At 27.9% G+C, this 13040-nt stretch carries 12 protein-coding genes; 10 read left to right on the top strand and 2 right to left on the bottom strand.

The features are described from left to right. Positions 1-269 precede the first annotated feature (269 nt). The 8 genes from DAD81_RS17340 to DAD81_RS17305 all read left to right on the top strand — a co-directional run bounded on the left by DAD81_RS17340 (position 270) and on the right by DAD81_RS17305 (position 6609). Entirely contained in the window at positions 270-728 is a 459-nt protein-coding gene (locus tag DAD81_RS17340) for a hypothetical protein (RefSeq protein WP_111709567.1), read from the top strand. 490 nt (positions 729-1218) lie between these two features. After that, entirely contained in the window at positions 1219-1602 is a 384-nt protein-coding gene (locus DAD81_RS17335) for an STAS/SEC14 domain-containing protein (protein ID WP_111709566.1), read from the top strand. An 82-nt stretch (positions 1603-1684) separates the two neighbouring features. Next, a complete protein-coding gene (locus tag DAD81_RS17330) occupies positions 1685-2533 on the top strand; it encodes a CPBP family intramembrane glutamic endopeptidase (protein WP_111709565.1) in 849 nt (282 codons plus the stop codon). A gap of 32 nt (positions 2534-2565) precedes the next feature. Next, entirely contained in the window at positions 2566-3213 is a 648-nt protein-coding gene (locus DAD81_RS17325; protein ID WP_111709564.1) for an HAD family hydrolase, read from the top strand. Between the two features lie 409 nt (positions 3214-3622). Further along, a complete protein-coding gene (locus DAD81_RS17320) occupies positions 3623-4042 on the top strand; it encodes a hypothetical protein (RefSeq protein WP_111709563.1) in 420 nt (139 codons plus the stop codon). Positions 4043-4154: 112 nt separating this feature from the next. Next, positions 4155-4364 carry a pyridoxamine 5'-phosphate oxidase family protein gene (locus DAD81_RS21065; RefSeq protein ID WP_245949339.1) on the top strand — a complete coding sequence of 70 codons (210 nt, stop codon included), beginning with the start codon at positions 4155-4157 and terminating at the stop codon, positions 4362-4364. Positions 4365-4699: 335 nt separating this feature from the next. Then, positions 4700-5047 carry a VOC family protein gene (locus DAD81_RS17310; protein ID WP_111709562.1) on the top strand — a complete coding sequence of 116 codons (348 nt, stop codon included), beginning with the start codon at positions 4700-4702 and terminating at the stop codon, positions 5045-5047. Between the two features lie 44 nt (positions 5048-5091). Further along, positions 5092-6609 (top strand): sulfatase family protein, encoded by a 1518-nt coding sequence (locus DAD81_RS17305; RefSeq protein WP_111709561.1) that lies wholly within the window; start codon positions 5092-5094, stop codon positions 6607-6609. 48 nt (positions 6610-6657) lie between these two features. Here the strand turns inward: DAD81_RS17305 and DAD81_RS17300 are convergent, their stop codons facing one another. Both DAD81_RS17300 and DAD81_RS17295 read right to left on the bottom strand, forming a co-directional pair. Beyond that, positions 6658-8340 (bottom strand): sodium:solute symporter, encoded by a 1683-nt coding sequence (locus tag DAD81_RS17300; protein WP_111709560.1) that lies wholly within the window; start codon positions 8338-8340, stop codon positions 6658-6660. A 109-nt stretch (positions 8341-8449) separates the two neighbouring features. Further along, complete coding sequence (locus tag DAD81_RS17295) at positions 8450-10966, bottom strand: PIG-L family deacetylase (protein WP_111709559.1); 2517 nt, start codon at positions 10964-10966, stop codon at positions 8450-8452. Between the two features lie 226 nt (positions 10967-11192). On the opposite strand from DAD81_RS17295, the gene dnaN reads away from it, so the two are divergent. Continuing rightward, the gene (gene dnaN / locus DAD81_RS17290) at positions 11193-12311 is read left to right on the top strand and encodes a DNA polymerase III subunit beta (RefSeq protein WP_111709558.1); all 1119 of its coding nucleotides are present in this window, start codon (positions 11193-11195) and stop codon (positions 12309-12311) included. A 121-nt stretch (positions 12312-12432) separates the two neighbouring features. Next, a complete protein-coding gene (locus DAD81_RS17285) occupies positions 12433-12984 on the top strand; it encodes a hypothetical protein (protein ID WP_111709557.1) in 552 nt (183 codons plus the stop codon). The last annotated feature ends 56 nt before the right edge of the window (positions 12985-13040 follow it).

Genomic DNA, 13040 nt, shown 5'->3' with positions numbered 1-13040 from the left:
TTGAAAGTTTGCAAACAATTTTTCTTGATATTCTTTCTTGCCTTGCATACCATGAAAGTACAAAATTTAACCCTTTTTTACAACTTTTTGGCTATATTTACTCGTGTTTGTGCAACAGGCACAATGGTTGTAAAAATTTATAAACCTAATAAATAAAACATTTGCTACACAAGAATATATTATTTTTAAACATCCGAAAAGTTTGTTTTTAAAACTGCAACTTTTCGTGCTCTAAAACATTGAAAATAATATCTAAAATCCAGATTAATATGAAATTAAATTTTATGCTAATTTTCTTATTAATATCAATATTAAGTTATTCTCAAATTAATTCAACTTTTGAAAAAGTTCAAATAAAGTTCGGAAATGAAAATATTGCAGAATCACAAACTAATGAAAATCATTTTGAAATTAAAAAACTAAACGGAACAGAAACAATTAAATTTATTTACAATAGTAAAAAAATTGTGAATATAATAGAAGTTGAAAATACACAACCAATTAACACTCACCGATTTCATGAACTTGCAAAAGAACTTAATCCTAATTTTAAGGTAACATCCTCTGGAAATACTAAAAACTTAAATTTTTACTACGATTCAAAAAATAAATTTCTAAACATTAAAGTTTATAAAACAAATAAAAAGTCTGAACTGAATAAAATTATATTTATTTCTGACTTAAAAGTAATATCCGAAATAATTCCCAACATTATAAATTGGAATTAAATACTATTGCCAACAGTGCATATTAAAAATCACTAAATTAAAACATAACTTTCGTTATTCTAAACCGATAGCTCTAATTACGATTGCATTTCTGGCAGTGTTGTCTTTTATTGTTGGTATAATTATTTATACAATTATAAAAAAACAAGGCTCCTCCCACCCTATTTTTAATAGTAAAACAATTTATTAAAGCAATAATGTAATAGTTAAAATGATGTGTAATTCATTGTTGAAATTAATAATTATCCAATATACTTTTATTACCTTTAGCTAGATTTTCAACACGAAAAACACAACTAAATTTTTCGCTACTAAATCATAACTCTAAACTGTTATGCAATATTTTAAAAATCACAAAATAAAAATAATTTCGAGACTATTTACACCTCTCAAATTCATTTTATGCAATGCTACCAACTTTAAATTAAAAATAACTAAACATATTTATTATAGTAACTGGTATAAAAAATTAACTTTAAAATATTAGATTATGATAGAGCAAATAAAAACTTTTAAAACAAATACATTAGCATTTGAGGTAATTGATAGTTTTACTGAAACCGATGAAAAATTAGCTCAAAAACTCTTTGAAGAAAAATTAAATTTGGGTTTTAAAACTGTAAATGTTTTAATTAAAATTGATGAATACAAAATATCTAAAACAGAAACTAAGGCATTTTTTGAAGATATTATTTATTTAATCAGAAATATTAAAAACCTAGGAAATCTGGCAATTGTAAGTCATTCTAAAATATTAAAAGCATTAGTTCCTATTGATAATTTCTTTTTTGAAAGAATTAAAAAAGGTAAAAAAGAGTTGTATTTTGATGTTTCTCAAATGGATGAAGCTTTTAAATTTATTGATAAAAATTAATATTCAGTATTAAAAAAAGGAATAACACCGCTAATTGCAAAGTCTAATGCGGTGTTTTTTATTTTAATTATAAAAAAATAGAATGAAAAGTAAAAACAGAGGGTGGTTACGGGTTTTAATAATAATATTACCTTATATTTTTGTTGTATCGTTATTTGAATTGTTAGGAGCATTCATTGCAAATGTAGATTTTACTAATATAAATTTCGAAAAAACTTCTGAACAACACGCTATAATGTCCATCTCTTCAATGCTTGGAACCTTACTTGTTGTTTGGTTTTTTATGAAGTTTTTAGATAAAGAAAGCTTTATTAAATTAGGTTTTCAAACAAAAAACAGGCTTAAAGATTTTATTGTAGGGCTATTAATTGGAACAGTTATAATGTTTACTGGCTATTTTTTATTGCTATTTTTAAATGAAATTTACTTTCAAAAAACAATCATAGATCTCAAAGAAATATTACTAACAATAATTTTATTTATTTGTGTAGCAGTTACTGAAGAAGTACTGCTAAGAGGATATATTCTAAAGAATTTAATGATTTCGTTTAACAAATATTTGGCGCTTATAATATCTTCTGCACTGTTTGCGGCAATGCACGGATTTAATCCAAACATAGATTTATTTAGTATGTCAAATATTTTTTTAGCTGGTATATTATTAGGCCTTTCTTATATCTACACTAAAAATTTATGGTTTCCTATTGCACTACATTTAAGCTGGAATTTATTTCAATCGCTTTTAGGTTTTAACGTTAGCGGACAAGATTCTTATTCACTTATAGAATTTAGCATTAAAGATAATAATATACTAAACGGTGGTGCATTTGGATTTGAAGGCTCAATATTATCTGTTATTGCAATGCTTATTACAATTGTAGGAATTGCAATGTATTATGAAAGAAAAAAAGTAAATCACCAAATAAAATAATCTCAAATAAAAAATATATTAAAACACTATAAATGAAATACAAAGCAGTAATTTTTGATTTAGATGGAACGCTAGTAAACTCACTTGAAGACATCGCAGACTCAATGAATACAGTATTAAAAAAACATAAATTCCCTACTCATAGCTACGAAGCATATCAATTATTTATTGGTAATGGAATAAAAAACCTTGTAAGCAAAGCACTACCTGAAGAACATAAAACTGAAGCACTAATTAATAGCTGTTTCAACTCTATGATTCATTTTTATAGAGACGCCTGTACAAATAAAACAAAACCATATACTGGAATTATTGAATTACTTGATTACTTAGTTGCAAACAATATTAAACTAGGTGTGTTTTCAAACAAAGCAGATGAACTTACTAAAAAAGTAACTGCTACGTTATTTCCAAATTATTTTGAATATTCAGTGGGCTTAACTATTGAATCTTTAAAAAAACCAAATCCGTTTAAAGCAGTTGAAATAAGTAAAAAACTAGGTTTAAAACCCGAAGAAATTATCTTTATTGGTGATACAGAAGTAGATATGCAAACAGCAAAAAATGCAAAAATGCTCCCTGTTGGTGTATTATGGGGCTATAGATCTAAAGAAGAATTAATTTCAAATGGAGCTAAACATATTCTAAACGTACCTTTAGAATTAAATAAAATTGTTTAATTTAAAGATTAAATATTTTTATCAGTTGTGCATTTTGAAACTTAAATCTGATTATTACGTCAGTTCAAGTGATTTTTCACCTAAAAAGTGAAAAAATCATTTAAATTAACGAAATTTCATCAAAATGTACAACGGATTTTTTTTCATTGAAAGTATAATTAAAGTTTTGTATATACTTTCAAGAGTCATAAAAATATAAAACTCGTCATTCTGAACTTGTTTCAGAATCACATAAATTTGTAAATCATAACAGTAAGGTGAGGCTCTGAAATAAATTCGAGTTACGTATTAACCATATAACAGAAAACAGATATACAATTAAAGTTTTTATAATTGTTATAATAACAATTTCTTAAAAAAAATTAATTATTCATTAAACCATTAACAGTACTAATTTAAATTTCATCAAATGAATATTACCGAATTACCTTTTGATTACCTAAATAAAATTGCCAACCAACTAGTTATGATTAGTTCCCTATTAGGAGGATTTTCAATTGCGGTAATTGCCAATTTATTAGTATACAAATCACAAAACCGAATAACAAATACAATTTTAAAGTCAACAACCATAGCCGCAGGCTGTTTTCTTGTAACGCTGTTTGCTATGACAAATATTGTAATGAAAACTACTGAAGGATATCCTTTAAAAATTACTCAAAATGATTTAATGATTCCTAAACTAACTGGTTTTATAGCTTTTTTTGTTGGAATAATTACGTTGTCGCTTGTAATTTCATTATCTGGATGGACCAAATCAAAAAAAACTGGAATTTTCACTACCATTGTAGGAATAATAACATTTCTTATGATTGTAATTAATCTATAGGGTTATTTTTATTTAGGTATTAATTATCCCAAAACTTCTAAATTTCATTACATAATTGGATTTAGAACAGAAATCTGTTACTTTTCTCTTTTCAAATAAATAGTAAAAAGTTATGATAACTGCAGAAATTAAGAGATCTATAGATAAAAGTGTTTTATGTTGGTTGGCAACTTCATTTGAAAATCAGCCTAATATTTCTCCAAAAGAAGTTTTTACAACTTGTGGCGAAAATTCAATTATTATTGCAAATATTGCTTCTCCAAAATCTGCTTTAAATATTAAAAAAACAATAAAGTTTGTGTCAGTTTTATTGATATCCTAGTTCAAAAAGGATTTCAAGTTTATGGAACGGCTGAGATTATAAAAAGCAGCGATTCGGAATTTCAAGATCTTCAAAAAGACTTACTAAAAATAACAAAAGGGAAATTTCCTTTTTCTTCAATCATAAAAATTACCATTAAAAGTTACAAACCTATTATAGCTCCAAAATATATTCTATATCCAGAAACTACAGAGAAAGAACAAATAGAAAGTGCCAAAAAATCTTATTTATTATAAAAATTACAATTTCAGAAAAAATGAAGTTTGAAATAGTTTTAAAAATAAAACCATTTTAACTTTAAAATGGAAATAAATCTTAATTAATAAGCACGTAAAATGAAGTTAGTCAATAATCATATAAACTATATTGAGTTTAAAGCAACAGACCTTGAAAAAATAAAAGTATTCTATAAATCTGTATTTAATTGGGAGTTTACAGATTACGGTTCAACCTATACAGCCTTTTCAGAAAGTGGACTTATGGGTGGTTTTGAAAAAACAGATAAAACTATTTCAAATGGAGTTTTAATAGTTATATACCATAATAATCTTGATTTAATAAAAAATAAAATTATTGAATTTGATGGTAAAATAACCAAAGATATTTTTCCTTTTCCAGGAGGTAAAAGATTCCATTTTCAAGATCCTTCAGGAAATATATTAGCTATTTGGTCTGATAACTAATTTCAATATATTATTTTAGGACCTACTAATTAAAAATTCAAACTATGCTTTTTAAGAATTACAATTCTTATGTACTATTATTTATAGTCAGTTTCTTATTTATTTCCTGTGAACAAAAGAAGAAAATAGAAGTAGCCAAACAACCAAACATTGTATTTATTATAGCCGATGATGTTAGCTGGGAAGACATTGGTCCTTATGGAAACACTAAAATTAGAACACCTAATTTAAATCAATTAGCAAAGGATGGAATGGTTTTTACTGAAGCTTTTTTAACCACAAGTTCTTGCAGCCCAAGTAGAACCAGTATTATTTCGGGACTTTATCCTCACAACACTGATGCTGAGCAGCTTTCTTGGCCTTTACCAGAATCTAAAAAAACATTTGTACAAGAATTAAAAAGCGCTGGTTATTGGACAGGGCTCGCAGGGAAATACCATATGGGAGATCCTGTTAGAGATGATTTTGATGAACTTTTAGAAATGCAATGGAAGGATGCTCCAATTGGATTAGATAGAAGATTAGTTGGAGATGGAAGCGGTTGTGACGAATGGATAGATTTGTTAAAAAAACGACCAAAAAACAAACCTTTCTTTACTTGGTTAGCATCATTTGACGCACATAGACCTTTTTATGATGGTACAAGTAACAATCCTCACGATCCTGAAAATGTTACCATACCACCATACATGCCAATAACAGAAAAAGTAAAAAAAGATTTTGCGCTTTATTATGACGAAATTGAAAGAATGGATGATTACATTGGAAAAGTAATTGCCGAAATTGAAAATCAAGGAGAAACGGAGAATACAATTATTCTATTTATTGCAGATAATGGTAGGGCATTTCCGAGAGATAAAACCACACTTTATGATGGCGGAATTAAAACACCTTGGATTGTTAAGTGGCCCGGAAAAGTAAGACCAAATCAAACAAATAGTAACCTTGTTAGTTCTGTTGATATTGCTCCTACTTTTATGAAAATGGCAGGTTTAGAACCAATAAAAGATTTTGAAGGTGTAGATTTTTCAACCTTATTAACGCAAACTAAAAATGGGGTAAGAGATCAAATTTATGCTGAAGATCACTTTCACGACTATGAAGATTACACCAGAGCAATCCGAACTAAAAAATATAAATATGTTAAAAATTATTATGCAGATTTACCAAATACACCCTCAGCAGATATAATTCGTGGAAGAAGTTGGCAAAGTATGCTAGAAGAAAAAGAACAAGGAATACTTAACAGTGCTCAATTAAAATGTTTTGAAATTCCACGTCAAGAAGAAGAATTATTTGATATAGAATCTGATCCATATGAATTAAATAATATTGCTTTAAACAATGAATATTCAGATATTTTAAATGACATGAGAAATCGTTTAAAAACTATAAGAGAAAAAACCAATGATGTACTTCCTAAACAAAGAACAGCAGATGATTTCTTTAGGGAAACTGGTCTTCCAACAAAATATAGAATTCGCCCAAGACCATCAAAAGCAGCATATATGGAGGCTCTTGAGAAAGGAATTATCTTAATGAATCCAGATTTTAAAGAATAATACCAAACTAACTTTTAAGGTTGCCTAATATATAATTTGGCAACCTTATTAACTATTTAATTTATTATTATTTTTAGTTAACCCTTGAATTAAAATTGCAATAAACATTACTACTGCACACCCAAACAAATTTAACCATAAATAAGGCATCCAATCTTGCCACCAACCTAAAATTACAATTGCTTGTGTAATTAATGCAGCAATAAATACGGCATTGCTTTTTACATACTTTATAAAAAATGCCAATAAAAATATACCTAATACATTTCCGTAAAAAATAGAACCAATAATATTTACAAGTTGAATAAGATTGTCGAATAAATTTGCAAAACAAGCTACTAAAATAGCGATTAAACCCCAAGCCAAAGTAAACCATTTAGACATGCTAACATAATGCGCATCAGTTCTTTCAACCTTTACATTTCGTTTATACAAATCCATAGCTGTGGTGCTAGCTAAAGCATTTAATTCTGATGCGGTGCTAGACATTGCTGCCGATAATATTACGGCCAAAAGCAACCCAATTAAACCTCTTGGTAAATTGTTTAATATAAAATGAATGAAAACATAATCTTTATCATTTGTTTCTGCATCAGCATCTGCTTTTTTAATCAATTCTTTAGCAGTTTCTCTATTCTCTTTTTCTAATAAATTTAAATGCTGAATTTCCTTCACCAAAATAGGATCATCTAAATTGTTTCCGTACTTTAAATTAGCCTCAGACTTTAAAATCTCAAGGTCTTTATGCTTATTTTCTAAAACTTCATATTCTTTTGAATATTCAGAATTTTTAACAATTTCAGTTGCTGTTGGATTAAAATTTAATGGAGAAGCATTGAATTGATAAAAAACAAAAACCATTACCCCAACCAACAATATAAAAAACTGCATTGGTACTTTTAACAACCCGTTAAAAATAAGCCCCAGTTGCATTTCTTTAATCGATTTTCCAGATAAATATCGTTGAACCTGACTTTGGTCTGTTCCAAAATAAGATAAGGCTAAGAAAGTTCCTCCAATTATTCCGCTCCAAAAAGTATAACGATTGTCTAAATTAAAAGAGAAATCTAGCACTTCCATTTTGCCACTTGCTCCAGCAATTTTCAATGCTTTTGAAAATGAAATATCTGCTGGCAAATAGCTAACTATTAAATAAAAAGCAACAAACATACCTCCAAAAATCACCGCCATTTGTTGTTTTTGAGTAACACTTACCGCTTTAGTTCCTCCTGAAACTGTATAAATAATAACCAAAACACCAATAATAATATTAAGCATGGTTAAGTTCCAACCTAAAACAGCTGAAAGGATAATTGCAGGTGCGAAAATTGTTATACCTGCAGCTAAACCTCGCTGGATTAAAAATAAAATAGCGGCTAAACTTCTTGTTTTTAAATCAAATCTAGATTCTAAATATTCATAAGCTGTAAAAACCTTTAACCTGTGATATATTGGTATAAAAACCAAACAAATTACAACCATGGCAATAGGTAATCCAAAATAGAATTGTACAAATCCCATTCCGCTATGAAACGCCTGTCCAGGAGTAGATAAAAAAGTAATAGCACTTGCCTGAGTTGCCATTACTGATAAACCAATAGTCCACCATTTGGCTTCACTTCCACCCTTAATATAATCCGTTACATTTTTACTTCCTTTTGTTTTGTAAGCTCCGTAAGAAACAATAAATAACAAGGTTCCAATAAGTATAATCCAGTCTATTTGAGTCATATTTTAAGAATATATATTTGTTATTATATAAAACAATACAATGTAAATAGCATTTACAACCAACACCATTGTATATTCTTTTTTCCAGATATATTTAGGTGACGACATATTAATTTTTTAAAGGTTTATCATTATTATTTTTCCCAATAGAAAGCATATTTGCAAACAATTTATACGCACCAGGAACACCTGCTGGTAATTCTCTGAAAAAGCTTAATCCTGTATAAATAAAATTTCCATTTCCGTATTTTGCAACTAACAAACTTCCGTCTTTTGGAGATTCATCTTTATCATTCATTCTTATTACAGTCTTATACTTTGAATCCCATTTATTAGGAAAGTATAGGCCACGTTCTTGTACCCAACCATTAAAATCTGACGCTTCAATTTTATTAGGAAAAGTTAACAATTGGTTATTAGGATTTATAATTTCAACTTTCACATTTTCATCGGTTACTCTATCTTTTGAAAGTGTTAATGGGTATGGTCCTACATTATCAACTTTAACTCTATGATTTGTATTGTATTGCACAATTAAAGTTCCTCCATTTTTTACATAATTATGTAAATGCTTTTGATAATATTTAATTCTTTCATTTGTATTATAGGCTCTAATTCCAAGAACAACCGCTTCAAAATTCTTTAATTTATCTGGAGTAATGTCATCTTCTTTTAACTCTACAACTGAATAACCTATTTGACGTAAACTAGTTGGTACCATATCACCAGCTCCATGTAAATAACCAATTACTTGCCCTTTTTTCTTAATATTTAAGTGCACAACTTTTGCTTCTGAAGGCATTACAATAGACTGAAATGGAATATGATCATAATCCAATTCAATCAATTCATTTGTAAAGCTTTCACCTTCTACTTCAACTATGGTTCCTATTACGCCTTCAGATTGTCCTACTGGAGGGGTCAATTCAAATTCATACGTTTCTTCTTGCCCTTTTTGATCTATTTTAAATGCCAAAAACTCTGGAGATACTTTCCAATCTTTTGGAGTACATAAAATTAATTTACCCGAAAGGTTATCTTTTTCAGATTTTACTTTAATTTTTATTTTTTGAGATTTCTCTTCAGAAAAAATATGCACCTTTTCTGTAAATGAAGCTGATACTTTTGGCAAAATTTCAAAAGGTTTATAAACCTCTCCTTTTACAGGACTGTTATATTTATAAACAATATTTTTTGAAATAGGAATTTGAACACCATTAAAACTTAGATTAAAATCTACTTTTACACTTCTTGGTGTTTCAGGTAAACCAATTAAGTTTGTTTCTTCAACCTTATACATTCCCAAACTTCCTTTTTTATCCAACCAATAAGGATATGTAAAATGAGTATTCGCAGGTATTTTAACCTCCACTGAAAAATTTTGAGAACTATTATTTTTCAAATCAATCTCTTTACTTTCAATAAAATTTTGAGGTTTTATTTTTATAGAATTCAATTTAATTGGAAATTCGCTCCTGTTAATAGCTTCAATATTAATTTTATTAGTTGAATTTCTAGTTGCAGATGAACTGCTTGCAACAGCTTCAATATACAAACCAGCACAACCCGCTATAAGTTGCTTTATTTCTTCAGATTTCAATTGTTTCCAATGTTCATCTTTTAAGTTTTGTATTAATTTATATGCTATTAGTAAATCTGGAATACTCGCTGCTGGGTTATTAAAATTAAAGTTTTTTTCAACGTTATATAAAACTTCACCTATTTTATTACCTCCTTCTACTCTATTCCAACTTGTATCAATTCCATCAAAAACATCTTTATTTTTCGGAAAGTCACCTTTCAAAAATTCTAAATATTCAATTTGACTTCCTCTTGTTCCTGTACTTCCAAAACCTTGAGACTGATGTTGACTTCTACTTAAAGAAGCAATTTCACTATTAGATAATCCTTTGTTTTTATAATATGTACCGATATCTAAACTTAATAAATTTGTTTTATCGGCATTATTAAATTTCTCTTCACTTCCATAAAACCACCAAGATGTATTAAAAAACATTCTTTTTGCGCTCCACAAATTATCGTTTTTTAAATGAGTTTTATAATTGGCATCAGCTGCCAAATCAAAAGCTTCAAAACTAAGCATTGCAGATGATGTGTGATGACCGTGAGTGGAACCAGGAGTTCTATGGTCAAACCTATTTACAATTACATCTGGTTTAAACTTTCTAATTACTGCAACAACATCTTTTAATACCTCTTCTTTATTCCAAATATCTAAGGTTTCATCAGGATGTTTAGAATAACCAAAATCATTGGCTCTTGTAAAAAATTGTTCACCACCGTCAATTCTTCGGGCTGCTAATAACTCTTGTGTTCTAATTACACCCAATTGTTCTCTAATCTCAGGTCCTATTAAATTTTGACCTCCATCACCACGTGTTAAACTTAAATACCCTGTTCTCGCTTTTACATCATTTGAAAAATAGGAAATCAACCTTGTATTTTCATCATCAGGATGTGCCGCTAAGTATAAAACAGTACCTAAAAAATTCAACTTTTGAATAGATTCAAATAAATCTCCAGAAGTTGGTTTTTTTGGTGATTGGGCATTAATAAAAGGTATATAAATAAGGGATAGTAATAGAATTGCAACTATTTTTTTCATAAATTTTAATAATTTTAGTAGTGAAACAAATATAAAATTTAATTAATAGGATTGAGTTTTGAGTGTTCTATATTAACATAATTATAACTTTTAAAAATTAATTTTTATAACTACCTTTAACTCTTCAACTTAAACGTATTTTCTCAGTTTTCAACTGTTAATAAATAACTTTTTTAAAACAATTTATTTAGAATATATTTGTAAAATATCATTAAAATAATCTTAAATGAAATTTATAGTATCTAGTAGCCAATTATTAAAACAACTTCAAGTTTTAGGTGGCGTTATTAATAGTAGTAACACATTGCCTATTTTGGATAATTTCTTGTTTGAATTAAATCTGAACGAATTAAAAATATCTGCCTCGGATTTGGAAACAACAATGAGTACAACAATTGAAGTTGAATCAGAATCTGAAGGTTCTGTTGCTGTATCAGCAAGACTGTTATTAGATACCTTGAAAACTTTTCCCAACCAGCCATTAACTTTTAAAACTCAAGAAAATAGCACTATTGAAATTAGTTCTAGTCATGGTAAATATGATATGGCTTATTTTAATGGAAATGAGTTTCCTAAAGCGGTCTCTATTCAATCTCCAAGTAGCACTATAATACCTGGAAATGTATTGGCAACTGCCATTTCTAAAACAATTTTTGCTGCTGGAAATGACGATTTAAGACCTGTAATGAGTGGTGTATTTTTTCAGTTTAGTACAGATAATTTAACTTTTGTAGCTACAGATGCTCATAAATTAGTTAAATATTCTAGAACAGATGTTTCTGCAAATGAAGCTGCTGAATTTATTATGCCTAAAAAACCTTTAAACTTATTAAAAGGTATATTAGGTAGTGTAGATAGCGATGTAACTATTGAATATAATGATGCAAACGCAAAATTTACATTTGATAATGTAATTTTAGTTTGTAGATTAATTGATGGTAAATATCCAAACTACGACGCGGTAATTCCTAAAGAAAATCCTAATAAATTAACTGTAGATAGAGGTACTTTCTTAAACTCAGTTAAACGTGTTTCTATTTTCTCTAGTAAAACTACACACCAAATTAGATTAAAAATGGCAGGAACTGAATTAAATATTTCTGCTGAAGATATAGATTATTCAAACAAAGCCGAAGAACGTTTAGTTTGTGAGTACCAAGGTGATGATATGCAAATTGGTTTTAACTCTCGTTTTTTAACTGAAATGTTAAGCAATCTAAATTCAAATGAAGTATTAATTGAAATGAGCTTACCAAACAGAGCTGGAATTTTAACTCCTATTGACGGTATTGAAGAAGGTGAATTTATTACTATGTTAGTAATGCCTGTTATGTTAAATAGCTAATATTTTTAAAATTACAACTATATAAAATCCGCCAATGGCGGATTTTTTTTGCATTATTAAATTTTTAATGTCGCATTTCAAGATCATATTACGTATTGTTATTAAACAATATTATAACAAAATGATTAAAATTTTAAAATTAATAAATTTAGCGTTTCTAATTACAATAGCGGCAATAGTTAATATTTCTTGTGAAAAAGAGGATATTTTTGAAAAAAAGGGTGAAAATAACTATAGTTATAATAAAAGTTTGGATGTTTGGGAACAACTAAAAAATGAAAATGGAAATTCTTATACTTATGAAACTACTTTTGGTTCTTGGACCGGTTTTGGAAGTACTACTAAATTAGAAATAAAAAATGGAATTGTAATTTCACGAACTAATCATAGATATCAAATAAATAATTCAAATGGTGAAAAAGACCCGATTGATTCGTATTCAGAAACTTTAGAAAATCTTGGCTCTCACGATTATGGTGCAAATCCTTTAACAATTGATGAAGTATACAAAATTTGTGCTGAAAAATATTTAATTGTGAATAAAAAAAAGAACATCATTTATTTTGAAACTCTAGAAAACGGATTGATTTCTCTTTGTGGTTTTCTCCCCAAAAATTGTATAGATGACTGTTTTACAGGTATAAGTATAGAGTCTTTTAATTGGACAGAATAATTATTAAAATTAATAGACTCCCATTTTTTAAATATCACTTTAAATATCAAACATTC

Origin of the sequence: Lutibacter citreus (genome assembly GCF_003260195.1) — a bacterium.
Classification (GTDB): domain Bacteria; phylum Bacteroidota; class Bacteroidia; order Flavobacteriales; family Flavobacteriaceae; genus Lutibacter; species Lutibacter citreus.
Note: the sequence above shows the minus strand (reverse complement) of the source record. Positions and strands in the feature narration are given on the sequence as shown.